Source organism: Bradyrhizobium sp. USDA 4516 (assembly GCF_054055915.1).
Window position 1 is genome coordinate 4367405 of sequence record NZ_JBSRXT010000001.1, and the last position, 24092, is coordinate 4391496.

The following is a 24092-nucleotide window of genomic DNA, read 5'->3' on the forward strand; positions in this document are numbered from 1 at the left end:
TTGCCCTGACGCAACGTGAAGGACCGGCGCTTCCTTGCCACAGACGCGAAGCGATCGCGCGGCCATCATGCCCGACAAGCGAAGTGGAGGGTGCCTCTCTTCGAGGTGCAGCCAACGTCCGGCAAGCGATCACTTCAATACGCCCGGTGGACTCAGATAGCGGCAACAGGAGGACCACGATGGCGAAGTCGAAGAAGGCGAAGAAAAGCAAGAAGGCCAAAAAGGCCAAGAAGGTGGTAGCGGCGAAGAAGAGGTCCGCGAAGAAGTCGGCCAAGAAGGCTGCGAAGAAATCCGCCAAGCAGGCTGCAAAGAAATCGGCGAAGAAGTCGGCCAAGAAAGCTGCAAAGAAAACGGCAAAGAAAGCCGCCAAGAAGGCTGCGCCGAAGAAGGCTGCGAAGAAAGCCGCTGCCAAGAAGAGCGCGCCGAAGAAGGCCGCTGCTCCGAAGAAGGCTGCCGCGCCGAAGCCGGCCGCTCCGGTCGCAGCACCTCCGGCGCCCGAGCCGCAGCCGGCACCGAGCTGGGCCACACCGAGCCACGAACCGGCGCCGGGCTGGATTGCCGGGTCGGCCGACGGGGGCGAGCACCACTAGAGCGTTTTCGAGCGAAGTGGGCACCGGTTCGCGTGAAGAAAACGCGTCAAAACAAGAATCTAGAGCTTCGGTTCTGATTCAATCAGAACCAAAAATGCTCTAGGCCGCTGCCACATTGCCGAGGTTCAACTGATCGAAGCCGCAGCGCGCCACGCTGCGGCTTCTTCCGTAGGTGCGACGACAATCCGTGCTTTTACGGGCACGGCGATTCGCGCCGATGCTCTTCCGCCGAGCCGGCTGTTGCCGTTTCCCGGTCCGGATGGACACGTTCAACCGGTGCGAGAGCAGCGGTATTGTGGTGCAAATGCAACACCCGCAAGTCAACATGCGGCAAGATGGCTAGAACGCCTAAAAAGGCGGCACATGCATGTCTTTTTGGCTTCACGGTACCGTGCATGAGCCTCAGATTGGCCACACGCGATTTAGTTGCAGTCCGTTATCGCGCGCCCTGGGGGGCCACCGGAGCTGGGCTGTCTGAACAGGTAGATGGGGATCGTCATGAAGAAACTGGCTTTGTTAGCAACGGCGCTAGCAATGATTTCGAGCTCGGCAATGGCAGCTGACATGGCGGTGAAGGCCGTCAAGGCGCCGCCGCCGGCTCCCTTCGATCCTTGGGACATCGCCTTTGGCGCCGGCATCATGAGCGACTACATCTTCCGCGGCGTCACCCAGTCCAACCACAATCCGTCGGTCACCGCCTATTTCGAGCCGCGCTACAACGTCAGCAAGGACCTGCAGCTCTACGTCGGTACGTCGACCGAAAGCATCTCCTTCGCCAACCGCGCCGCGGCTGAAGTCGACGTCTACGGCGGTATCCGCCCGACCTTCGGCGCCTTCGCCTTCGACATCGGTGTCTGGGGTTACCTGTATCCGGGCGGGACCTGCTACTACGGCGGCGGTGCGGTGGCCGACTTCGCCGGCAATCCGCTGAGCGCCGACTGCCAGGCCAACACCCTCACCAACCTCGCCGTCATGAAGAAGGACGTCTCGTTCTTCGAAGTCTATGGCAAGGCGACCTGGACCATCAACGACAACTGGGCGTTCACCATCAACGAATACTACTCGCCGAACTTCCTCAACACCGGCGCCTGGGGCAACTACTCCTCGATCATCGGCAAGTACACTGCGCCGAGCACCGTGTTCGGCAGCAGCGGCGTCGGCATGTACGTGTCGGGTGAGTTCGGCCGGCAGTGGCTCGGCACCTCCGACAGCTTCTACGGCGTCCCGGCGTTTCCGAACGGCATCAAGTATGCCGACTACAACACCTGGAACATCGGCATCGGCTTCACCTACAAGGTGTTCACGCTCGATCTGCGCTACTCCGACACCGACATGTCGAAGGGTGATTGCAGCGCCTTCACCAGCGACTTCACCGCGGGCGGAACCACTGCCGTCACCCCGATCAATCCGGGTGGCACGAGCTCCAACTGGTGCGGCGCGGCCGGCATCGCCAAGCTCTCGGTCGACCTGACCGCGATGTCCAACCTGAAGTAATCTCTCCTCCGGGGATCGAGGGGCGGCAGAGCAATCTGCCGCCCTTTTGTTTTTGGCCGGCCAGGTCTGATCGGCACAAGGCGGACAATAGCTAAAGGCGCTCGCGAGACCTGTGGGCTGCCCCCGCCGGGGTCAGCGGCAAGCCGTGGCCGCGGCTGACCCCTAATGCCGTTTACGACGCGGCGACCTTGACCGCGTCGCGCAGGATGAAGCGGTCGCCGTCGCGGACCAGCGTGACATTGCGCTGATGGAAGGTGTCGAGCGTCGAGCGGTGGCCGATCGAAACCACCGTGGTGCCGGGCAGCTTCTCGGCAACCAGCCTGTACAGCGCGGCTTCCGCCGGCTCGTCGAGCGAGGCCGTCGCCTCGTCGAGGAACAGGAACTGCGGCGCATGCAGCAGCGCCCGCGCGATGCCGAGCCGCTGCTGCTCGCCGAGCGACAGCATCCGGTTCCAGTGCGCCTGTTCCTCGAGCCGCGACGCAAGCTGCGGCAGTCCGACGGCGGTGAGAACCTCGCGGACCCGTCCCGCATCGAATTGCCTGGCCTCGCCCGGATAGACGACGGCGTCATGCAGCGAGCCGATCGGCAGATAGGGACGTTGCGGCAGCATCATCAGGCTGGCATTGGCCGGGATTTCCATCGCGCCGTCGCCGAACGGCCAGATGCCGGCGATAGCGCGGAATAGCGTCGACTTGCCGGCGCCGGAGGGGCCGGTCATCAGCGTGCGCTCGCCCTTGCGGAAGCCGAACCGGTCCGCGTTCAGCAGCGGCGTGCCGTCCGGCAGCCGCAGCACTAGGTTTTCTAGGCTGACGGCGCCGTCGCCCGGCGTCGCCGTGACATGAATTCGGTCGTCGCGCTTGGCGAGGTTTGATGCCGCCGCGATCCCTGCCTCGAATCCATCGAGCCGGTTCACCACGGCCTGCCATTCGGCCAGTTGACGATAGATGCTGACGAAGTACGAGAACGCGCCCTGGACGTTCGAAAACGCCGATGCGGTCTGCATCATGCCGCCAAGCTGGATCTTTTGCGCAAAGTAGGCCGGCGCCACCAGCACATAGGGGAAGATCACCGAGGCCTGATTATAGCTCGCCGTGAACGCGGTGATCTTCTTGGTCCGGTTCATCAGGGCGATCCAGTTCTCCACCACGCGTCCGAAGCGAACGCGCAGGCGCTCGCGCTCGGCCGGTTCGCCCTGCAGCAGCGCGATCTGCTCGGAGTTTTCCCGCACGCGCACCAGGTTGAAGCGGAAATCGGCTTCATATTGCTGCTGCTTGAAATCGATGCCGACCAGCGGCCAGCCGATCAGATGGGTCAGCACGGTGCCGAGCACCGAGTAGATCAGCGCGCACCAGACAAGGTAGCCGGGAATTGAATATTCCGTGCCGAACAAATGCAGCGGCGCCTCATTGGAAAGGCCCCACAGCAGGGTGAGAAAAGACGCCAGCGTGACGACCGAGCTCAACAGGCCGAGGCCGAGCGTGAGCGTGCGGTCGACGAACAGCTTGACGTCGTCGGTCATGCGCTGGTCGGGGTTGTCGGCCGCGTCGCCCTGCAGCTGCATCCTGTAGTGATTGGCCTGATGCAGCCAGTCCCCGAGATAGTGTGTGGTCATCCATTGCCGCCAGCGGATCTGCAGCCATTGATTGAGGTAGAGCTGGTAGACCGCCAGCAGGATGAAGAACGCGACGACGACGCAGAAATAGATGATCTCGCTGACGAAGGAATCCCAATTGCGTTCCTGCAGCGCGTTGTAGAAGCGGTTGTTCCACTGCGTGATCAGAACGTTGATGCCCACGATCGCCAGTTCGATCGCGATGACCGCCGCAAGCAGCCCCCGGCCGGCCCATTTGTCCTCGGAGTTGAAGTAGGGCGAGGCGATGCGCCACACCGTCGCGAGCGTCGAGCGAATGTTGTTCACAGATTATCGTCTCCGGGGAAGGGGCCGCAAAGGCCTGAAGAATCGGGACAATCGGGGTAGTCCTCGACTAAAGTCGTAGTTCTGGCATGCAAGCGTTGGCTTGTCCCGGCAATCGAGTCAATCCTAGCATGAGGACAACGGCGAGGGGCGGGGGACCTTCGATTTTTCGCGAGGATGTGAGCGATCCTTACCGATCGTTCATTCGCGAGCCGGGGCTGCAGATTTTCCGACGGACTCCCGCAATCGCACCAGTCGCGCCTGCCCGCATGCAGGCCGGCGCGCTGCATAAAAATGTGGGAAGGATCCCGAGATGAACACCTGGAATCAAATCTACAACCCGCTGGGCAATGCGGCGCTGTCGACGGTCGCGGCCGCCATTCCCGTGGTCACGCTGCTGGTGCTGATCGCCAGCGGCAAGGTGAAGGCGCACATTGCGGCCATCATCGCCGTGATCGTGACCAACCTGATCACGATCTTCGTCTTCACCATGCCGGCCAACATGTCGATCCGCGCCACCCTGCTCGGCGTGATCACCGGGTTCTTCCCGATCGGCTGGATCGTGCTCAACGTCATCTTCCTCTACCAGGTCACGGTGAGGTGCGGGAAGTTCGAGCTGCTCAAGCGCGCGGTCGGCGGCGTCACCGAGGACCGGCGGTTGCAGCTGCTGTTGATCGCGTTCTCGTTCGGCGCCTTCTTCGAGGGCGCCTCCGGGTTCGGCACGCCGGTCGCGATCACCGGCGCGGTGCTGATCGGGCTCGGCTTCTCGCCGCTCGCTGCGTCCGGCCTGTCGCTGATCGCCAACACGGCACCCGTTGCCTACGGTGCGCTCGGCACGCCGATCCAGGGCCTCGCCTCGGTCACCGGGCTCGACCCGTATATCCTCGGCGCAATGGTCGGCCGTCAGCTGCCGCTGTTCTCGCTGATCGTGCCGTTCTGGGTGGTGTGGGCGTTTGCCGGCTGGCGCGGCATGAAGGAGGTATGGCCAGCGATCCTGGTCACCGGCGTGTCGTTTGCGGTCCCGCAATTCGTGATCTCGAACTACATCAATCCCTGGATCGTCGACATCGGCGCCTCGCTGATTTCGATGGGCGCCCTGATCCTGTTCCTGAAGGTCTGGCAGCCGCGGCAGCTCTGGCTGTCGCCGGCGCTGCGCGGCCGCGATGAATCGGCGGCGACGATGGCCGCCGCACCTCCGCTCGACAAGACGCCGCTGACCCAGGGCGAAATGTGGAGCGCGCTGCTGCCGTGGATCATCGTCTGCATCCTGATGCTGATCTGGGGCAACGGTGCCTTCAAGGCCTGGGCGAACGCCAACTTCGTCTGGAACTATCCGGTCCCCGAGCTCGACAAGCTGATCTTCAAGGTGCCGCCGGTGGCCGCCAAGCCGACGCCGGAAGGCGCCGTGTTCGGCTTCACCTACCTGTCGTTCACCGGCACCGGCATGCTGATCGCCGCGATCATCTCGGGTCTGTTGATGGGCTTCTCGCCGCTCAAGCTGATCGCCGAGTATGGCCGCACCATCCGCATCTGCGCGATCTCGCTGATCACGATCTCGGCGATGCTGGCGATCGGCACGCTGACCCGGCTGTCCGGCGTCGACGCCACGCTCGGCCTCGCCTTCGCGGCGACCGGCGTGCTCTATCCCTTCTTCGGCACCTTGCTCGGCTGGCTGGGCGTGGCGCTGACCGGATCGGATACCGCGTCGAACGTGCTGTTCGGCAATCTGCAGAAGATCACCTCCGAGCAGCTCGGCCTGTCGCCGATCCTGATGGCGGCGGCGAACTCCTCGGGCGGTGTGATGGGCAAGATGATCGACGCGCAATCGATCGTGGTCGCCTCGACCGCGACCAACTGGTACGGCCACGAGGGCTCGATCCTGCGCTACGTGTTCCTGCACTCGATCGTGCTGGCGTGTCTGGTCGGTCTGTTCGTGACCCTGCAGGCCTATGTCTATCCGTTCACGATGCTGGTGCTGAAATAGCGCCGCGCCACGACGCGTCCATCGAACCACGGATCCCCGCGAGCGAACGACTCGCGGGGATTTGCTTTTCAGGCACATTTTCCGGCAATGCCAATCTGGCCAATCGCGCTCTGCTCCCATAGAAGGGGCCGCAGTTGCGCGTCGCATTTCGAGGATTGGCATGATTTCGATGAGGCGAGGTTTGAACGGCGGCATCGCCGCGTTGGCGCTGGTTGCCGCGGCTCTCGGCGCGGGGCCGGCGCGGGCCGAGGAGGAGTTCCCGTTCGGCTTCGTGATGACGCTCGACGCCGCGCGCATGCCGGGCTCCAAGCGGATTCCCTCGATCGAGGTCGGCGACAATGGCGAGGTGATCCTCGAGCTGTGGTGCGACGGCGGCAAGGGCCAGTTTTCGGTGGCCGGCAACACCATCGTCTTCGTTCCCGGCGCGATGGAGAACCGCACCTGCACGCCGGAGCGGGCGCAGGCGGACAAGGATCTGCTGGCGGCGCTCGGCGACATGACGGGCTGGCGGCGGCACGGTGACGAGGTGACCTTCACCGGCAGCAAGTCGCTGCGTTTCGTGATCAACAGCAACTAAAAGCGTTAAGCGAAGCGGACGGCGGTTCGCGTCAAGGAAACGCGTCAAGACAAAACGCTCAGGGCGTTGCGATCAGTCCGCTTGCGGTGGCGACGATCCAGCGGTTGCCCCAGCGCACGATGGAATCGACCCGTCCAAGGCCGGGCACGACGTCGCCGCGCGCGGCCATCTTGACGCCCTCGGGCCCCTCGAGCACGGCGGTGCCGTCGCGGACTTCGACCACCGACCATCCCGGGATGGTGCTCGGCCGCGTCTCCGGCGCCGCCGGCGCCTGCTTCGGCCCCAATGCGGCGGCCTGTGCATTCAAGGTCGTCGGCGCGGCGCCCAAGGCGAGCGGACGCGGGCTGGCCGGCGCGGTCCTCGGAATGCTGCCGGTGACGACGGGGTCGGCGTTGGACGCGGCCCGGCGCGGGCCCTCGTTCTTTCGGCTCGGCGCCACCTCCGCAATGTGCGGGACCGGCGCTTCCTTCTGGGCCACCGGCACCGGGGCGGGAGCTGCAAGGTCGTGCCAGTTGGCTCCGCCGGTCCATCCCAGCACGAAGCTTGCGGCGAGTGCGGTCGCTGCCAAGAGCGCGGTGCCGATGCGGTCGGCAAACGGCTCCCGCAGCAGCAGGGCGGCGTCGTGGTTCTCGCCGGTGACATCCCAGAGGTCCGGCGTCTGTGCCGGCGAATGACCCTCCGGCACATCCGTCGGCCAGATGTTCGCAGCGTTGATCGGCTCGCGGTCTTGCATGGGGTGACCTGTGTTCGATGGCGCGAAGCATGATCCTCGAAACTAAATCGAGCCTTAATTTTCGGTGACCGAACTGCGGCGGCACGAAGTCTTTTGGTCGCAGGCCCCGTAGATGCCCGGGTATCTTCCGCATGCAGCGGTCGTTTCCGGACGTCGTCTCCGCAAAGCGGGTCGTCGCGGCGCGCCGGCGGGGCTATAGCGGTCGCATGCTCGATTTCGCCGCACAATATGCAGCCTTTCAGCGCCGCGACCCGGCCTGGGACGGCGTCGTGTTCGTCGCGGTCAAGACCACCGGCGTGTATTGCCGCCCGGTCTGCCGGGCGCGCACGCCGCTCGCGCGCAATGTGCGGTTCTATGGCAGCGCGCCGTCAGCCGAGCGTGCTGGCTTCCGGCCCTGCCTGCGCTGCCGTCCCGAGGCGGCACCGTTCTGTCCGGCCTGGAAAGGCACCAGGACCACCGTCGAGCGCGCCCTGGCGCTGATCGAGGCAGGCGCGCTCGACCGCGGCAATGTCGAGGCGTTGGCAGGGCGGCTCGGTGTCGGCGCGCGGCATCTGTCGCGTCTGTTCGCCGAGCATCTCGACGCCTCGCCGCTCCAGGTCGCGCTGTCGCTGCGCGTGCAGCGCGCCAAGCGCCTGATCGACGGCAGCGCGCTGCCGCTTGCGTTGGTGGCGCAGCGCGCCGGCTTCTCCAGCGCGCGGCGCATGAATGCCGCATTCGCAAAACTCTACGGCCGCTCCGCCGCATCGCTGCGGCGCAAGCGGCCAACCGTCGCGATCCAATAAACCCCGATGGAGATCGGCAATGGCCAAGAGCTACGGTACCGTTAGTGCGGAACAGAAGCTTAAGATGAGCGGCCTCGCATTCGTGCAGGGCCTCGCCAGCGGCGCATTGCCGCTCAACACCATCGCGCGGACACTCGGTTATGACGTCGCCGAGGCCGAGTGCGGCCGCGTTATCGTCACGCTGGTGCCGACCGACGCGCATCTCAATCCGGCGGGCACCGTGCATGGCGGCCTCACCGCGACGCTGCTCGACAGCTGCATGGGGCTTGCGGTGCAGTCGATGCTCGATGCCGGCACCAGCCAGACCACGCTGGAGTTCAAGATCTCGCTGGTGCGTCCGATCACGCCCGACACCGGTCCGATCAGGGCCGAGGGCCGGGTGCTCAATTGCGGCCGTCGCATCGGCACCGCCGAAGGCAGGGTCACCGACGGGAAGGGAAGATTGCTCGCGCACGGCACGACGACGTGCCTGATCTTCCCGTCTTGACGAAAATTGCGACGGCGAGACCGCGCCGGCACTGCATCGGAAGATGCGATGCCGGCGCAGCAAATATTGGAATGCCTCCAGCAAGCCTGCGGCTTAGAGACTTTCAAGTTCACCGCGCCGATCGATTGCGTTACCCGAACGCGCATCAAGCGCGTTCGGGTAGTCATGATGTGATCGTCGATGGAGCCATGCTCCGGCCGTGCTCAGCGCGGCCCCTCCGGATATCCCGGCATGTTGTTCCAGCCATCGGGCAGCTCGCCGCCCGGCCACGACGCGGCTCCGTCGCTTTCGGGCAAACGAATGAGGCCGAGCTGAAGCATGGCGGTGATCGCATCTTCCTGTCCGAGCTCCTCGGCGATCCGTCCGTCCTGCACGCGCAGCACGGTGGTGCCGGCGAACGTCATCTTGCGGCCGGAGGCCGCGGGAAGTGAGCCGAGGCGGAAGTCGCTGAACGCAGGTCCCGTGTGCGTACCGCCGCCTTCCCAGCGGCCGACGACGAGATCACCTTCCGCGACGAGATCGCCGACGCCCCAGAAATTGAGATCCGGAAAGGCTTCGCGAAATTCGGTCATGAACTGCGTGACCGCGGCGCGGCCCTTCTTCGGTTCGTGCATCGGGTAGTGCACGACAATGTCTGCTGTGGCGAGCTCGTTGATGATGCGCGGATTCCAGGGGTTGCCCCAGAACTCCTTGAACCACCGGCCTACGACGTTCTTGTTTTCCTCTGACATCTCTTCGTCTCCATTTGCGCGTTGCCAGTATCGCGACCGGCGCTCTCTCGATGCGCGCAGTGAACATTTGGGGGCGTGTCTCGCACCACCCGATTTCAGATCGGGCGAGCGATCGAGTTTCAGACGAGATTCCGCTGTGTCGATATGGCGCTTAGCACGGCTTCTCGAGCGTCGTCGCGGAATCGGGAAGCGGGTGGCTCGCGAAAGACGAATGCGAGAATCTGATTGCGATCACGCAGGAGAACATCATGCGCAACTTCGATGCGATCGCCGCGCTGCGCGGCGACGGACTTCGTAACGAGCTGCGGGCGCTGCTCGATCGCGCTGCGATCGAGCCTCGTTCTGAATTGTTCGTCAGAAGCGACGGGATGCTTCAGTCCGGTCCGGACGCCACCCCGAAGGCCGTGCGCGACAACGTCGTGCCGCTGAAGACGAAGGCGGCTTAACTCACGACAGCGGCGGCCTTACCGCCACACCGACTTGTCGGCGTCCCAGCGCTGGCCCTTGAACTCCTTGAGCAGCGCGTCGATCGCGCCGTTGTCGTCCCTGGTCTCGCTGCCTTCCTCGTCGCTGCTGGAATCGTCGGAAAGATTGAGCTTGGCGCCGGCGCTGTCGTCCGATGTCGAGACGGTGGGGCTCGAGACCCACAGCATCAGCCTGTCAGAGCTTCCGGGCTTGTCGGGCGAGACCAGGGCAGTGACCTCGTAATTCTGGGTGAGGCCGAGCGCCGGGTAAATCGTGCTGGGCCGCTTCAGCACCAGCTTGAGCTTGCCGGTGTTCGCGTTCCACGTCGCCGAGGCGGGCTTTGCGGCAAGCGTCTTCGCCAGCACGCCCGCGATCGCCGATGCCAGCTTGTCCTTGTTGATCTTGTCGCCCTCGCGCCAATCGGCGGCAGCAAAGCGGATGGTGCGGTCCATTTCGACCACCCCGCTGGTCCAGCCGGCCGCGGTCACGCCGGGCGCGGATTTCGCCTTGGCGAGCAGCGCGCCGGCGTGCTCGGGATCGACGGTGAGGTTGATGGTCTGCTCGCCGGAGCGCATCGCATCGCAGCTCACCGCGAGGCTGGAGGTGCCGATCTCGACGGCCTCGCCCTTCAGGCTCTTGAGGAAATCCGCCGCCGCATCGAGCTTCACCCGCACGCCGATCGATTCCGGCGAAACGTCGGTGAAATCCTTCGGCTGCGGCGTGATGCCGTCCTCGGTGGCCTGGTTGTCCTGGAATTCCTTCTCGCTGAGATCGGAATTGTCCGTCGAGGCGACCTCGGTCACGGTCTGGCCGATCGTGATCTGGCCGCGGAACTCAAAACCGTCGCCGGTTTGCTTGCGGTTCAGCTTGATGGTGACCGGCTGCTTGTCGGCGACGCTCTGGGCGGTGCCGGAAAGCGTCTGGCCGCTGACGGTCAGGTTGGCGACGAAGCGGTCCTTGCGGTCGGAGCTCTTGTCGGCGGGATAGCAGACGTCGAGCACGGCCGCGGTCACGGTCTTGCCCTGGCGGGTTTCCTTCAGCACGACGTCGGCATTGCCGTCCATCAGGCCGTCGATCGAGGTGAAATAGCGCGTCTCGGGGCCATTGGCGGGAGCCGCCTTCGATTGCAGCTTCATCTGGGCGAGGGCAGGCGCCGAGGTGACGGCAAGACCGAGCAGCAGGAGCGGGAGCGCGCGCATACGATAAGTCCTCGAAGGGCAGAATCGGTTCCGTCGTAACTAGCAAACCTCCATGTCATTGGCCAAAAAAGAAGGCCGCCTAACGGCGGCCGCGCGCCGCGATCGCGGTCATGTGCGTTCGTCAGGTTCCTCGCCGCCCTCCAGTCGGCCGCGCAGCACCGTCACGACCCGGCTCACGGTTTCGAGGTCCTTCATCGACAGCCCGTCGGCGAGGCCGTTCACCCAAGGCAGCTGCAGGCGCATGGCCGCGTCGAAGCTTTGCCGCCCCTTGGCGGTCAGCACGACGAGCTGGGCGCGGCGGTGATGCGGGTTGGTTTCGAAGGCGACGAGCCCGTCCCGTTCGAGGTCGTTGACGATCCGCTGCACGTTCTGTCGGGCAGCGCCGAGGTCGCGCGCCAGCCATGCGACCGGTTGCGGGCGCTCTGTGGCGACGATGGCGCCGAGGATCTGCCAGCGCGCGCTGGTCAGCCCGAGCCCGGCCACCAGCCGGTCGCCTGATGTGAACAGCAGGCTGTTGAGCCTGAACAGGTCGGGAATCAGGGTGCTCAGGGCTTCACCCGCCGGCGTTCGTTTTGCATTCGGCATTTGTCACCATATAAACGTATTGACACCATGATGTCAATTTCTGTATGTATCCATCAGTCCGGAATGACATCATAACACCATATCGAACGGAGCCAACCATGCCGCAGATGCGCCCCCTGGACCCCGCTTTCCCGATCGACCGCCAGCTCGCGGTCGATGCCAGCAACGTCGTGCTCGTCAACCTCTTCACGCTCGATGCGGCCGACGAGGACACGTTTCTCAAGGCCTGGCAGGACGACGCCGCCATCATGAAGCGGCAGCCGGGCTTCATCTCGACCCAGCTGCACCGCGCGCTCGGCGAGAGCCCGGCCTATCTGAACTACGCGGTCTGGGAATCGACCGCCGCCTTCCGCGCCGCCTTCATGAACCCCGAGTTCAGGGCCAAGCTCTCGGCCTATCCGGCCTCGGCGGTAGCCTCGCCGCACCTGTTCCAGAAGGTGGCGGTGCCGGACATCTGCGTGGCGTAACGGACTGTCAGGCCGTCGCGTCAAGGATCGCTCAGCTGTGCACGAGGATGCCAACCCCAAGCGTGGAAGCAGCGGCCAGAAACGAGATGTCCAGAAATCGCAACGGCGCTTTCGGACGATGACCGGCAGAACCGGAAATGACGTAATAGAGCCCATAGCCCGCGCCGAGGACGACGAACGTCAGCGTTTGCCTGAGCCAGAACGTCAAGACGACCGCAAGATCATTGATGCTGTCCAGGGCATAGGCGCCGACCGCAAGCAGCGCGCCGATCGCGTAGAACAGCACGAGCGTTGACGTCAGTGATTTGGCGTCGCGGGACATCAGATGATCCTTGCATCCCGATCGTAATCAAACTGCAAAAAAGAAGGCCGCCCGGAGGCGGCCTTCGATCTCGATAGGGATGGGGGAGGCTTAGAAGCCGCCCATGCCGCCCATTCCACCCATGCCGCCGCCGCCCGGCATTGCCGGCGCCGCGTCCTTTGGCAGTTCGGCGACCATGGCTTCGGTGGTCACGAGCAGACCGGCCACGGAGGAGGCGTCCTGCAAGGCGGTGCGCACCACCTTGGCGGGGTCGATGATGCCCTTGTCGACCATGTCGACATAGTCCTCGGTCTGCGCGTCGAAGCCGAAGGTCTCCGACTTGTTCTCGAGGATCTTGCCGACCACGATCGAGCCCTCGACACCGGCGTTCTCCGAGATCTGGCGGACCGGAGCTTCGAGCGCCTTGAGCACGATGTTGATGCCGGCCTGGACGTCAGCATTCGGGTTGGTGAGCCGGCCGACCGCCTTCTTGGCGCGCAGCAGCGCGACGCCGCCGCCCGGCACGATGCCTTCCTGCACCGCGGCGCGGGTCGCGTTCAGCGCGTCCTCGACACGGTCCTTCTTCTCCTTGACCTCGACCTCGGTCGCACCGCCGACCTTGATCACCGCAACGCCGCCGGCGAGCTTGGCGAGGCGCTCCTGCAGCTTCTCACGGTCGTAGTCCGAGGTGGTCTCCTCGATCTGCGCCTTGATCTGGCCAACGCGGGCGTCGATGTCCTTCTTCTTGCCGGCGCCCTTGACGATCGTGGTGTTCTCCTTGTCGATCACGATCTTGCCGGCGCGGCCGAGCATGTTGATCGTGACGCTCTCGAGCTTCATGCCGAGGTCGTCGGAGATCAGCTGACCGCCGGTCAGGATCGCGATGTCCTCCAGCATCGCCTTGCGGCGATCGCCGAAGCCCGGCGCCTTGACGGCGGCGACCTTGAGCCCGCCGCGCAGGCGGTTGACGACCAGGGTCGCCAGCGCCTCGCCCTCGACGTCCTCGGCGAGGATCAAGAGCGGACGGCCCGACTGCACCACGGCTTCCAGCACCGGCAGCATGGACTGCAGGCCGGACAGCTTCTTCTCGTGCAGCAGGATGTAGGCATCCTCGAGCTCGGCGGTCATCTTCTCGGCGTTGGTGATGAAGTAGGGGCTGAGGTAGCCGCGGTCGAACTTCATGCCCTCGACGATATCGACCTCGGTCTCGAGCGACTTGTTCTCCTCGACGGTGATCACGCCCTCGTTGCCGACCTTCTGCATCGCCTGCGCGATCATCTTGCCGATCGCGGCATCGCCATTGGCCGAGATGGTGCCGACCTGGGCGACTTCGGACGAGGAGGCGACCGGCTTGGCGCGCTTCTCGATGTCCTTGATCACGGCCGCGACCGCGGTGTCGATACCGCGCTTGAGGTCCATCGGGTTCATGCCGGCGGCGACCGACTTGGCGCCCTCGCGGACGATGGCCTGCGCCAGCACGGTCGCGGTGGTGGTGCCGTCACCGGCGGTATCGTTGGTCTTGGAAGCGACCTCGCGCAGCATCTGCGCGCCCATGTTCTCGAACTTGTCGTCGAGCTCGATCTCCTTGGCGACGGTGACGCCGTCCTTGGTGATGCGGGGAGCGCCGAAGCTCTTCTCGATGACGACGTTGCGGCCCTTCGGGCCGAGCGTCACCTTCACAGCGTTGGCGAGCACGTCGACACCGCGCAGCATGCGGTCGCGGGCCTCTCCGGCGAATTTTACGTCCTTGGCAGCCATTGGTTTGAACTCCTGTCAGTTTTGAGAGACGCGCTTGCCGTTTCCGCGCTCGTCATCGCCGGGCTTGACCCGGCGATCCATCGCCTTGGTAAGAACTCTTCGGAAGCGTGATGGATGCCCGGATCAAGTCCGGGCATGACGATGCGAGTGGTGCGGTCGCGCGGTTGAATGGCGATCAGGCCAGCACGCCCATGATGTCGGACTCCTTCATGATCAGGAGCTCCTGGTTGTCGAGCTTGACCTCGGTGCCCGACCATTTGCCGAACAGCACGCGGTCGCCGACCTTGAGGTCGATCGGGATCAGCTTGCCGGCCTCGTCGCGGCCACCCGGGCCGACGGCGACGATCTCGCCCTGGGACGGCTTCTCCTTCGCCGAGTCCGGAATGATGATGCCGCCCTTGGATTTCTCCTCGGCATCGATACGCTTGACCACGACGCGGTCGTGCAGGGGGCGGAAGGTGGATTTAGCCATGACGTTCCCTCTTGGAGGCTCGGTTTCAGGTCCGGTTCATCGGGACCGGCGTTGGATGCCGGCCCGGTCGGCGCTGGGCAGGACGCCCGACGCTCTTAGCAATCGTGGTGCGAGAGTGCTAATTGTGGGCCGGGAAATATGGCCTGGCGCAGTTTCTGTCAAGCAAACGGGTTAAGGCCTTGGTGAGGCCAATATAGGATGGTGGACCAGAAACCAAATCGTAGCGATGACGTAATTTTGTCAGACGTCATTGCTCCGTCTTAAGTTTTACGCTTGGCTGCAGGACGGGTGCGGCCGGGACATAGTCGGGGGATGCATATGATCAGGTCATTCAACGCGCGATTGGTCGCACGGTTCGCGGCTGTTTCGGCGCTGACGACACTCTTGGGGGCGTGCGGCAGCATGAGCCTGCCGTCGTTGTCGTCGAACCCTGAGCCGGCGCCAGCCGAGCCGGGGGTCGCCCCCGAAATGCCCGCAAGCATCCGCGCCGATGAGATCGTCGGCCGCTGGGGTCTCGCCTCGTTCCAGAATCCCGCCGATCGCGCCCGCACCGAGGCCGCCGCGCGCGGCCAGTGCAAGCAGCCTTACGTGATCGGCGCCGGCCAGAACGGCGGCGTCATCATGCATCTGGCCGACCAGGCCACCCCGCAGGAACTGCGGCTGAAGGGTTCCCCGAGTGGCAAGAACTATATCGGCCCGCCTGGACCGACGCCCGGCGAGCAGGACCGCGAGATCGTCTCGTTCGACGGCCGCGTCATGATCACCCGCTTCGTCGACAAGGACGCCGGGGTCCGCTACGGCAACATGGTCTACGTCCGCTGCGCCCCGAGGGCGTAACGGCGGGACTTCGAGCGATCTTCCGACAAAGCGCCGCATAGTCGGTGCACCTCTCCCCCTGTGGGAGAGGTCGGATTGCATCGTCAGATGCAATCCGGGTGAGGGGTCTCCCTCCGCGATGATTTGAGTAGACGGCGACAACCCCTCATCTGGCGCGGATTGCATCCGCGCCACCTTCTCCCACAAGGGGAGAAGGGAAGGAGACCCGCAAACACGGCCTTATCGCCGCACGCCAACCCGATTGACGCCGCCATTCAAATTGCCGCCCGCATTGTGGCGGACCGCAGCGCGCGCCACCGGACGAGGCCTGAGCACAACGCCTGCCCGTGCCACGCAGCCTGCCGGATAACCGACATACGTGCAGTAAATCACGGCGTTGGCCGGTGCTGGACTGAGAGCGGCGCCTGCAAACCCCAACATCAGGCTCGCCGCTATTCCCGCAACCGTCACTGACTTGGTTGGAAAAATGTTCGTCCGACGCATGGTGATCCTCCTCATCGCACGTGAACTGAAGGTGATGGAGCCCGCTTCAGATGCGGCCCAAGGTATCGTCAGTGGCAAAAGGGGGAGGCGATGTTGACGTAGATCAACGCCGCGCGCGACCCGTCGCCGCGTGGGATTGATCTGCTTCATCGTGAAAGAGGGCGGCTCAGGGAGCCGCCCTCTTGCGCTGCCGTTGCGCCGGCTTCACTGACAGACGTACATGCGGCCGTCAGCCATCTTGGTCATCGTGCCGGGCTCGCAGCCGATACCATTGGCTGCCTTGTACTCCGTCCATCCGGCATATCCGTAATACGGACTGATCCTCTGGTAGGCTCGTGCCGGATAGTAGGGCTGGCCAAAGTAGGGATCCGTCTGGGCGGCATACGAATTGGTCCAATCGTTTGTGCCCCAGCCGGAATAGGCCGGCGCGGTAGCGGCGGCCGCAGCGACCGCTGCCGTAGCGGCGACACCCGCGCCCACCCCGTACCCGTACGCGGCGCGCCGGGTCTGACGACGCGCGACGCCGGCGACGCTCACGGGCGTCAGCGGCCGGCCCACACGCGCCTGGGCACTTTCGACCGACGCCGAAAGACCGCCCCGCTCGGACCAGGTGATGGAGAACAGTGTCGCACAAGCGATAGTCGAAAGCGCAATTGCAGTATTTCGGACAATTCTTTGCGTCATGTTCAATCTCCAGTGTTGAGTACTCCAGTGGCTCCGCCCCAATCAGTGATCCGGTAGCAAGGCGCACGCCATCAGCGCGATTGAAAGAAGCCCGGCGCTCATCGTCGCACCTTCAAAGACGACCTCGCGCTGTGCTTACCGGCGGTTGGCTGTCCTCACCACAAGCTCAAACGCTCGCTTCCACCACGCGCCGCTTGTTGCACTTGCGGCGATTGCTATTGCGATACGAACTGCTTGCCAATTTTTAATAGGAGGCTCTGCACGTTGGTCACACGCAGCGAGCCGGCCGCGAATGTATGATCCAGCGCTGGACGAAAATGCGAATCCTCGCGCTGGGCGACCGGAATGATTCCGGAAGTCCCATGCAACCGGCACCCAATGTTGGCTCCCGGCATACGCATGACAATTTCCCTCACGCAGTAATATGCACCCGCGACAACAAACCTGCCAGCGGATTTGCAACCGTCGACGCTGGCACAAGATGCATTTTGTCGAGACGGAGGATCGGACTGATTCATCACTTGTCGCGATCTGTTGATCTATGTCAAAGGTCCTGAAGTTCTTGAATGGGACGCTGGTGTCGACCACGCGCACGTCAATGCGGTCTCGTCGGCCGGTAGCCGCCTGACGCTGTGCTGAGTCATGCTTCAGCGCAGATGCGTGCCCTTGGGCAAAGAAGCCTGGCGATGTGCACAATGGCGGATGGAGCGATCCATGCCAGTGGCGCGGTATTTCCTGTATATCGGCGGAGTGCTGCTCGCGCTGCTATTCCTTCTGGATGCCACCATCCCGAATTCTCCACTGGCAAAGCAGCCCGACTCGAGTCGTCCGACCATTCGCATCCGTTCGATGCAAAAGCTGCCTGACCTTGTCGTTTACGACACCAGTCTCCCGACTATCGTTCCTGAACGGTTGCGGAAATTCCTGCTCCAGCCGCGGCCGAAACTGTCGGGCCTTCCCCGATCGTTCGCGAGCGGGAAGCGTTTGCCCAGATGCAGAAATCCGAAATCGAGCGGCCAAAATCGTCGGGCCGCAAGGCGAGGGAAGCCAAGCCGCCTCGGAAGTATGCCCATGCCAGGAGATACGCGCCGTCACCTTATGCGCATTTTGCGGAGCGACGTCCGCGATATGGGTGGTTCGGCAACTTCATCTGGTGATCAGGTAGCATATGCCTGCGGTGAGGGGACGCATGCCTGCGAGCCTTGACGCAAGTCAAGGCCGGGCCTTTCCATCGCTATGGAGTGGAGCTGTGGTGCCTCAAAGGATTAAATGGAGGAACACAATGATCCGCTTGTTTGCTGTCTTTATCTTCGCTTTGTGTGTTGGAGCACCTGCGCAAGCCATGACACCCGCGCCGCTCCCCCAGACGGAAACAATGGCAATACCGGTGGCCGTCGGCTGCGGTCCGGGCCGGACGCGTATCAATGGTGTATGCGTAGCAAGGACGACCGTCCGTCAAACTCGCCGAGCCGTTCGCAGATGCGTGCGCTGGCAGGGAGGGGTCTGCGCCTTGTATGAATGAACGACTCTACTGGCGTTCAGGTCGCGACTGGGCGCCAGTACTGTAGTGCATCCGGTCGAATGCCGCTTCTAAATCATCCATGACAATCAGCGGCGACAATCCGTCGGGCCTGCCGTGCCTTACTGAGCTTCGAGCAACAGGACGGTCAACAGCAGGATCGGCCAGAGCGCGCTCGCGGCCAGAGTGATGCGGAGCACCACGTCACCGCTCGACGGTTCGACCCATCGACGCCTGAGCTGACGAGGCAATTTGCTCGATTGAAATGCGCGTTGTGGTTGGCGAGCCGATCCGACTTTTGCAGCGCCGATGGGAGGTGCCGCGGCTCGATGTCGCAGCAAGCTCTTCTCGTCATAGAGGACGTGATCTGACGGGTTCGGTTTTAAGCACCCGGGTGCCATGAACGATCCCTTCCATCGGGCACCCAATCTACGTCGGAAAACTTGAAGGCGATAGGGCGGTTTGTGCCAAGGGAGCGAGGCTCGGTCGCCCGAAGCCCGAAGTAGCGCGAGCCGGGTTCGCAGCGTGAAATACAAGCCTTAATGAGCCCTGGTCTCTCAGTTCGAGCGTAACGAGCCTCGCCAGCAGCGTGGCCGGGTAAAGCTGGCCGATCACGCTCTCGACATTGCACAATGCGCGCTAGCGGGTGCACAGGGATGATGTCCCCGTAGCCGGTAGAAGTGAGCGTGACGAAGCTGAGATAATAGACCGAGCTCGCAGGGGCTGAGTCATCCTCGAAATTCATTCCCTTGAATGCATCCGGAAACCACAACCCGAGGAAGACGAATAGCGTCCCGAAGCCGAGCCCGATCAGCAGATACAGCAGGGCCGCGCCGATGATCCGATGATAGGTGACGCGACCGCGCCGGAATACGGCGTGCGCAACCACCGCTCCGAGCGTGAGCGAGATGGCGAGCCAGCCGGCAGCCAGTATGGCGATGTTGTATGGCGACGGAGGATAAAGAATGCTGCGATTGGTAAGTCGCCTTGACCGATCCGACGCGTTGCGACCATCGGCTTGCGCGGAGGGCGAGGCGGCGATCCTCGCGGGAGTTGCACCATCGCTCAAACAAAACGCCGGCCCGAGGGCCGGCGTTTTTCGTGTTGATCTGACGAACCTCAGTTGAACATCGCGTCGATGTCGTCCTGTGAGGCGTGGCCGGCGTCGCCGTCGAGCTTCGGACCGTTGAGCAGGCGGGCATCGCCCTCGCGGGTGTCGACGATCGCCGGGACGTGCGACTTGATGGCGTCGACGCCGCCCCAGATTTTCATCATCTCGTTGATGTGCTGTTCGATGAACTTCATCGTCTGCATCACCTTGCTGATGCGCTGGCCGGTGAGGTCCTGGAAGTTGCAGGCCTCGAAGATCGAGACCACACGCTCCTGAATATCTTCGCTGAGCCGCTTCTGCTGGTCGGGCGTGACGTTGTTGGCGAGCGCGGACGCGGCCTGGTCGATCGCCTCCACCGCCTCGAGGATCTGCTGGGTGGCCTGTTCGGTGCCGCCGACCACGGCGCCGAGCTCGCCATTGACCTTGGCCATCCTCCTCGCCGTTGAAGCTCTTGCCGTGCAGCACGGCGATCTCGCGCTTGGTGCGGCTGATCGCGTCGTGAATCAGGTCGAGCTCGACCTTGAGCTTCTCGCACTGTTCGACCTGCGCACGGTAGGTCTCGAGCAGCGCGTGGGTCTCGGCGACTTCGCGGGCGACCGCCGCATCGACGCTGTCGCCGGTGCGCTGTGCCGGGGCTGCGGCCATCTGGGCGCGGATCGAGCGAAGCTCGGCCATGATCTCGCGATGCATCGGACCGAGATCGGCGCCGCCCGCAACATCCGGCTCCGGCATCACAACCTCGCCCATCGCCTGCTCGACACGAAAACGCTTGCGCTTCACTGACATGATTTTCATTCCCGCCCCTTCACTGAAGTCCGTTCTAGACAGAGCGGATTTAACGTCAGGTTCACGCCGGAACTGTTTGCGCGGATAGCGCGCAAGCGCGGCGATACCGGCGATTAACCATGTCGCCACGCCGTTCACGCAAAATAAACGCTGTCAGGGAAAACCGCGCTCCATTGCCGATGTGGTGAATCGAAACGGCCGATCCGTTTACCAAACCGATGCGGTTTTCATTGCTTATTGACCACGTGCAACGGCGCAAAGTCGGCGCCGCGCGCATCACGTCACGACGAAACCAGTACAGAGTACGTCGATGTTCAGGAAAACCACGCTTGCGCTGCTCGCCGGCGCGTCTTCTCTTATTGCCGTTCCCCATCACACCATGGCGATCGACGCGGCAGCGCCCGCCGGGCCCGCCGTCATCTATGCCAATCAGGGCGCTCCGCAGCCGCCGATGCGCACCGCCTATGTGCAGCCGCAGCGCTCCAACATGGGCGGCGGCTTCATCGAATTCCTGTTCGGCGATGCGCCGTCGTCGCAGGGTTATTCGCCGCAGCCGATGTATCAGCAGCAACCCGGCTATTACGGCAACCGTCAGCTGCCGCCGATGGATCCGCAGCAGCAGATGCTCCGGCAGCAGGAAGAGGCCGCGGGCGATCCGGCGCAGCGTCCGTTCGATCCGAGATACGAGAAGCAACTGGTCGACTATAGCGGCAAGGAAAGCGCCGGCACCATCGTCGTCGATACGCCGAACAAGTTTCTCTATCTGGTGCAGGGCGACGGCCGCGCGCTGCGCTACGGCATCGGCGTCGGCCGGCCCGGCTTCACCTGGGCCGGCGTCAAGACGATCTCGGCGAAGAAGGAGTGGCCGGCCTGGACGCCGCCGCCGGAAATGCTGGCGCGCCGTCCCGATCTGCCGCGGCACATGGAGGGCGGCCCGGAAAATCCGCTCGGCGCCCGCGCGATGTATCTCGGCTCCTCGCTCTACCGCATCCACGGCTCCAACGAGCCCTGGACGATCGGCACCAACGTCTCGTCCGGCTGCATCCGGATGCGCAACGAGGACGTCATCGACCTCTACGGCCGCGTCAATGTCGGGGCCAGGGTCGTTGTGATGTGAAGTTGTAGTCCCGATCGATCAAAATAAAACGGCCGCTCGATGGAGCGGCCGTTTGTGTTTCAGGTGAGACGCTTACGCGTAATTGCTGTCGTCACCATCTCCGCCGCCGTCGAAGCCGTCGTCATCATTGTCGAAGTCGTCGGCGTCTTGATCATCGTCACTGTCCCGGTCGGCCTGCGCTTGGTCGAACGCGCCGGCGCGCGAGCCGCTGTCGCGGTTGGAGCCGATGTCGTTGACCCCGGCGTCGCGCGCGAGGTCGCTCGACGACTGGTCGCCGCCCCAAGGACGCGACCCGCCGCCGAGGCCGCCGGCATCGGCCATCGACTGGTGGCCGCCGCCACCCATCATGCCGCGGATGCTGGAGAGCAACAGTCCGCCGCCGACCACGCCGGCCGCGGCCGCCGCCGCCGTGCCGAGGAACGAGCCGCCACCGCCACCCGGCGCGCCGCCGAGCGCCGGCGGCTGCGGGCCGCCATAGCCCTGGCCGTAGGGTTGCGCGGGCTGGCCGTAAGGCTGGCCATAGCCGCCGCCGGCCTGCTGCATCGCCTGGCCCGAGTTCCAGACCGGGCGGCTGCCAGGATCGCGGCCGCCCAGGTCGGGCGCCCGCACCGGCGGCACCGAACCATGCTGCTGGCCCTGTCCGCCGAAGATCGCATCGCGCATCGAATCGAGGAAACCGCCGCCCTGCTGCTGGGCTCCCTGCTGCTGGCCGACCGCGGCCTCGAGTTCCTGAATCCGGTCATGGGCGCGCTTCAGCGCCTCGTCCTGCACCAGCGCGGTCTGCACCAGCGCGTAGACCGCATTCGGCGCGCTGCGCAGGCCCTGCATGATCGCGGACATGGCCTCGCCGTCGCGCGGGGCATTCTCCAGCTTGGCGAGCCGGTCGAAGAGATCGTCGATCAGTTGGCGTTCTTGCGGTGTCATGGCGTTCTCCATCGCGTCGATCGAATCGGCGCGTCCGAGATGTAGGACGGGGTTTGTGGCGCAAGGAGTGGGGGCCAGAATTAAATTTATGTATGCGACAATACGACCGGCGGATTCCTATGAGCCTTGTCAGGCCAGTGTAACTTTATTCAGGGCCAGCAGCGCGGGGAAATCGTCGCCTGCGAGATAGGCACGCTCGATCTCGCGCTGCGTCGTCAGCGGGTCGAGGCTCTTCAGCGTTTCGTCGACGAAACCGGGATGGCACATCACGAGTCCGTCCTCGGGCATGCCGTCGAGGAAGCCCTGCATCAGCGCCGCGAAATCATTGCCGCGCGTAAAATCATAGGCGCCGGCGAAGGCCGGATTGAACCGCAGGCCTGCTCGCTGCGCCTTGATCCGGAACTGCGTGCTGAGCACGTTCAGCACCAGCGCCTTCGGCGCCGCCAGCTGGCGCGCCAGCGGGCCTTCGCGGCCGCACTGCCGCACCCAGGCGCCCGGCGCGCGCTCCTTCACGGCGCGCAGGAAGCCGTCGCGCACCTGCGGGAACAGCTGCGCGTGCTGGTGACCGTCGACGAAGTCGGGTGCGCGGCCGAACAGATCATGGAAGGCGTCGAGCTGCGCCAGCACCTCGGCATGGACCAGTTCGGCGTCGAGCCGATGCATCAGCCCGGCGCGCAGCAGCCGCGGGAAGGGCAGGAACATGTCGCTGTCGAGCGGGCCGAAATGCATCGTCAGCGGCCGGAACGGCGCGGTCAGCGTCACATGCAGCCCGATCGCGCAGCGCGGGCTGTTCGCCACCGACGCCGTGAGTGCGCTGGCCGCATCGCGGCCGATCGCCGGCGTCACCGTCATCACCGACGTCGCATTGAGGCGGCCGCGCTCGATCAGGTCGCGGATCGCGCGGTTGACGCCGTCGCTCAAGCCATAATCGTCAGCACACAGCCAGATCCGGCGCGGCGTATCGGTGTTCATTCCGCGGCGGTCCGCTCGGAGGCATTTTGCGCCGCGCCGCCGTCGGCGTGCTTCTCGGTGTGCTCGGCGACGAAGTAGATCGGCCGCGCCTTCAACTCGGAGAGGATCTTGCCGATATATTCGCCGACGATGCCGATCATGATCAGCTGCACGCCGCCGATCGTCATCATGCCGATCATCAGCGACGGATAGCCGGGGACCTGCTTGCCGGTGGTCAGCACTTCCCACAGGATCGAGAGGCCGAACAGGAACGCCACGCCGGCGAGCAGCGCGCCGAGCAGGCTTGCGAAGCGCAGCGGCGCCACCGAGAACGAGGTCAGGCCCTCGATCGACAGACCGATCAGCCGGCCGGCATTGAAGGTGGTGACGCCATGCGCGCGCGGCGCCGGCTCGTAGTCGACGCGGATCTGCCGGAAGCCGATCCAGCTGGCGAGGCCCTTGAAGAAGCGGTTGCGCTCCGGCAATTGCCGCAGCGCCGCGGCCGCGCGCGGCGACAGCAGACGGAAGTCGCCGGCATCCTCCGGGATCTGCTGCCGGGCGCCCCAGTTGATCAGCGCGTAGAAGCCGCGCACGGCCAGCCGCCGCGCGGCCGATTCATTGTCGCGATGCGCCTTCGCCGTGTAGACCACGTCATAGCCGTCATCGATCCAGTGCGCGACCAGTTGCTCCACCAGCGTCGGCGGATGCTGGCCGTCGCCATCCATGAACAGCACCGCGCCGCGGCGGGCGTGGTCGAGGCCGGCCATCAGCGCCGCCTCCTTGCCGAAATTGCGCGACAGCGACACCACCTGCAGGTCGAGCCCGTCGGCGGGCAGGCCGCGCGCGATCATCAGCGTGTTGTCCGCGCTGCCGTCATCGACATAAATCACTTCGCAGGCGAGGCCATAGCGGGCGCGCAGCGTCTTGGCGAGGTTGATCAGCCGCTCATGCAACGCAGCAAGCCCGGCCGCCTCGTTGTAGACGGGCACGACGATCGACAGACCCTGCCCGGCGGCGGTCTTGGCGGTCGTGGTCAGGCTGGAAACGTCAGAGCCCAGCATCATCGATCAGGTTCCAGAACTAGAGCGTTTTCGAGCGAAATGGCCTTCCGCCTCGCACGAAGACACCGCGTCAAAACGA

General features: G+C 64.4%; 25 protein-coding genes and 1 pseudogene. 10 read left to right on the top strand and 16 right to left on the bottom strand.

From position 1 onward, the window contains the following. Positions 1-179: 179 nt before the first annotated feature. Together ACVI1L_RS20250 and ACVI1L_RS20255 are read left to right on the top strand one after the other, a co-directional pair. Positions 180-590, top strand: a complete 411-nt coding sequence (locus tag ACVI1L_RS20250; protein WP_456783618.1) for a histone — start codon at positions 180-182, stop codon at positions 588-590. 498 nt (positions 591-1088) lie between these two features. Further along, complete coding sequence (locus ACVI1L_RS20255; protein WP_057018099.1) at positions 1089-2084, top strand: TorF family putative porin; 996 nt, start codon at positions 1089-1091, stop codon at positions 2082-2084. A 172-nt stretch (positions 2085-2256) separates the two neighbouring features. Here ACVI1L_RS20255 and ACVI1L_RS20260 read toward each other — a convergent pair whose 3' ends face one another. Then, complete coding sequence (locus ACVI1L_RS20260) at positions 2257-4002, bottom strand: ABC transporter ATP-binding protein/permease (RefSeq protein WP_456783619.1); 1746 nt, start codon at positions 4000-4002, stop codon at positions 2257-2259. Positions 4003-4312: 310 nt separating this feature from the next. Here ACVI1L_RS20260 and ACVI1L_RS20265 point away from each other — a divergent pair, with 310 nt between their 5' ends. Beyond that, positions 4313-5983 carry an L-lactate permease gene (locus ACVI1L_RS20265; protein WP_038380167.1) on the top strand — a complete coding sequence of 557 codons (1671 nt, stop codon included), beginning with the start codon at positions 4313-4315 and terminating at the stop codon, positions 5981-5983. 160 nt (positions 5984-6143) lie between these two features. Continuing rightward, on the top strand, positions 6144-6560 hold the full coding sequence (locus ACVI1L_RS20270) for an META domain-containing protein (RefSeq protein ID WP_438077719.1): 417 nt from the start codon (positions 6144-6146) through the stop codon (positions 6558-6560). Positions 6561-6618: 58 nt separating this feature from the next. Here ACVI1L_RS20270 and ACVI1L_RS20275 read toward each other — a convergent pair whose 3' ends face one another. Further along, positions 6619-7293: a hypothetical protein gene (locus ACVI1L_RS20275; RefSeq protein ID WP_456783620.1), complete on the bottom strand. Its 675-nt coding sequence runs from the start codon at positions 7291-7293 to the stop codon at positions 6619-6621. A gap of 206 nt (positions 7294-7499) precedes the next feature. On the opposite strand from ACVI1L_RS20275, the gene ACVI1L_RS20280 reads away from it, so the two are divergent. Both ACVI1L_RS20280 and ACVI1L_RS20285 read left to right on the top strand, forming a co-directional pair. Continuing rightward, positions 7500-8075 carry a bifunctional transcriptional activator/DNA repair enzyme AdaA gene (locus ACVI1L_RS20280; RefSeq protein WP_456785570.1) on the top strand — a complete coding sequence of 192 codons (576 nt, stop codon included), beginning with the start codon at positions 7500-7502 and terminating at the stop codon, positions 8073-8075. Between the two features lie 19 nt (positions 8076-8094). After that, positions 8095-8562, top strand: coding sequence for a PaaI family thioesterase (locus tag ACVI1L_RS20285; protein ID WP_456783621.1), 468 nt, complete (start codon positions 8095-8097; stop codon positions 8560-8562). A 203-nt stretch (positions 8563-8765) separates the two neighbouring features. Here ACVI1L_RS20285 and ACVI1L_RS20290 read toward each other — a convergent pair whose 3' ends face one another. Next, positions 8766-9293 carry an ester cyclase gene (locus tag ACVI1L_RS20290; RefSeq protein ID WP_456783622.1) on the bottom strand — a complete coding sequence of 176 codons (528 nt, stop codon included), beginning with the start codon at positions 9291-9293 and terminating at the stop codon, positions 8766-8768. Positions 9294-9541: 248 nt separating this feature from the next. Here ACVI1L_RS20290 and ACVI1L_RS20295 point away from each other — a divergent pair, with 248 nt between their 5' ends. Then, complete coding sequence (locus tag ACVI1L_RS20295; RefSeq protein WP_057018092.1) at positions 9542-9739, top strand: hypothetical protein; 198 nt, start codon at positions 9542-9544, stop codon at positions 9737-9739. Between the two features lie 18 nt (positions 9740-9757). Here ACVI1L_RS20295 and ACVI1L_RS20300 read toward each other — a convergent pair whose 3' ends face one another. Continuing rightward, positions 9758-10957 carry a hypothetical protein gene (locus tag ACVI1L_RS20300; protein WP_456783623.1) on the bottom strand — a complete coding sequence of 400 codons (1200 nt, stop codon included), beginning with the start codon at positions 10955-10957 and terminating at the stop codon, positions 9758-9760. Between the two features lie 108 nt (positions 10958-11065). Further along, entirely contained in the window at positions 11066-11542 is a 477-nt protein-coding gene (locus tag ACVI1L_RS20305; RefSeq protein ID WP_057018090.1) for a MarR family winged helix-turn-helix transcriptional regulator, read from the bottom strand. Between the two features lie 98 nt (positions 11543-11640). Here ACVI1L_RS20305 and ACVI1L_RS20310 point away from each other — a divergent pair, with 98 nt between their 5' ends. Continuing rightward, positions 11641-12009, top strand: coding sequence for an antibiotic biosynthesis monooxygenase family protein (locus ACVI1L_RS20310; RefSeq protein ID WP_076827529.1), 369 nt, complete (start codon positions 11641-11643; stop codon positions 12007-12009). A 31-nt stretch (positions 12010-12040) separates the two neighbouring features. Here ACVI1L_RS20310 and ACVI1L_RS20315 read toward each other — a convergent pair whose 3' ends face one another. The 3 genes from ACVI1L_RS20315 to ACVI1L_RS20325 form a co-directional block, all read right to left on the bottom strand. Further along, the gene (locus ACVI1L_RS20315) at positions 12041-12331 is read right to left on the bottom strand and encodes a hypothetical protein (protein WP_229192774.1); all 291 of its coding nucleotides are present in this window, start codon (positions 12329-12331) and stop codon (positions 12041-12043) included. Between the two features lie 90 nt (positions 12332-12421). Next, on the bottom strand, positions 12422-14068 hold the full coding sequence (gene groL, locus ACVI1L_RS20320; protein WP_038388056.1) for a chaperonin GroEL: 1647 nt from the start codon (positions 14066-14068) through the stop codon (positions 12422-12424). Between the two features lie 175 nt (positions 14069-14243). Continuing rightward, positions 14244-14540: a co-chaperone GroES gene (locus ACVI1L_RS20325; RefSeq protein ID WP_018269780.1), complete on the bottom strand. Its 297-nt coding sequence runs from the start codon at positions 14538-14540 to the stop codon at positions 14244-14246. A gap of 318 nt (positions 14541-14858) precedes the next feature. Here ACVI1L_RS20325 and ACVI1L_RS20330 point away from each other — a divergent pair, with 318 nt between their 5' ends. Then, positions 14859-15377, top strand: coding sequence for a hypothetical protein (locus tag ACVI1L_RS20330; RefSeq protein WP_026192247.1), 519 nt, complete (start codon positions 14859-14861; stop codon positions 15375-15377). 219 nt (positions 15378-15596) lie between these two features. On the opposite strand, the gene ACVI1L_RS20335 is transcribed toward ACVI1L_RS20330, so the two are convergent. The 5 genes and pseudogenes from ACVI1L_RS20335 to ACVI1L_RS20355 form a co-directional block, all read right to left on the bottom strand. After that, complete coding sequence (locus ACVI1L_RS20335; protein ID WP_141339615.1) at positions 15597-15875, bottom strand: hypothetical protein; 279 nt, start codon at positions 15873-15875, stop codon at positions 15597-15599. Between the two features lie 189 nt (positions 15876-16064). After that, positions 16065-16544 carry a hypothetical protein gene (locus ACVI1L_RS20340; protein WP_244558799.1) on the bottom strand — a complete coding sequence of 160 codons (480 nt, stop codon included), beginning with the start codon at positions 16542-16544 and terminating at the stop codon, positions 16065-16067. Positions 16545-16759: 215 nt separating this feature from the next. After that, complete coding sequence (locus ACVI1L_RS20345) at positions 16760-16945, bottom strand: hypothetical protein (RefSeq protein WP_156436301.1); 186 nt, start codon at positions 16943-16945, stop codon at positions 16760-16762. 1500 nt (positions 16946-18445) lie between these two features. Further along, positions 18446-18808 (bottom strand): potassium channel family protein, encoded by a 363-nt coding sequence (locus tag ACVI1L_RS20350; protein ID WP_456785571.1) that lies wholly within the window; start codon positions 18806-18808, stop codon positions 18446-18448. A gap of 374 nt (positions 18809-19182) precedes the next feature. Beyond that, a pseudogene (locus ACVI1L_RS20355) lies at positions 19183-19960 on the bottom strand (protein phosphatase CheZ). 310 nt (positions 19961-20270) lie between these two features. Between ACVI1L_RS20355 and ACVI1L_RS20360 the strand changes: the two are divergent. Then, positions 20271-21077 (top strand): L,D-transpeptidase family protein, encoded by an 807-nt coding sequence (locus ACVI1L_RS20360; RefSeq protein WP_456783624.1) that lies wholly within the window; start codon positions 20271-20273, stop codon positions 21075-21077. A 72-nt stretch (positions 21078-21149) separates the two neighbouring features. On the opposite strand, the gene ACVI1L_RS20365 is transcribed toward ACVI1L_RS20360, so the two are convergent. The 3 genes from ACVI1L_RS20365 to ACVI1L_RS20375 form a co-directional block, all read right to left on the bottom strand. After that, positions 21150-22001 carry a DUF2076 domain-containing protein gene (locus tag ACVI1L_RS20365; protein ID WP_456783625.1) on the bottom strand — a complete coding sequence of 284 codons (852 nt, stop codon included), beginning with the start codon at positions 21999-22001 and terminating at the stop codon, positions 21150-21152. Between the two features lie 129 nt (positions 22002-22130). After that, a complete protein-coding gene (locus tag ACVI1L_RS20370) occupies positions 22131-22973 on the bottom strand; it encodes a ChbG/HpnK family deacetylase (protein WP_057016656.1) in 843 nt (280 codons plus the stop codon). Next, positions 22970-24016, bottom strand: a complete 1047-nt coding sequence (locus tag ACVI1L_RS20375; protein WP_316395501.1) for a glycosyltransferase family 2 protein — start codon at positions 24014-24016, stop codon at positions 22970-22972. Before ACVI1L_RS20375 ends, ACVI1L_RS20370 begins: the two co-directional genes overlap by 4 nt. Positions 24017-24092 lie beyond the last annotated feature (76 nt).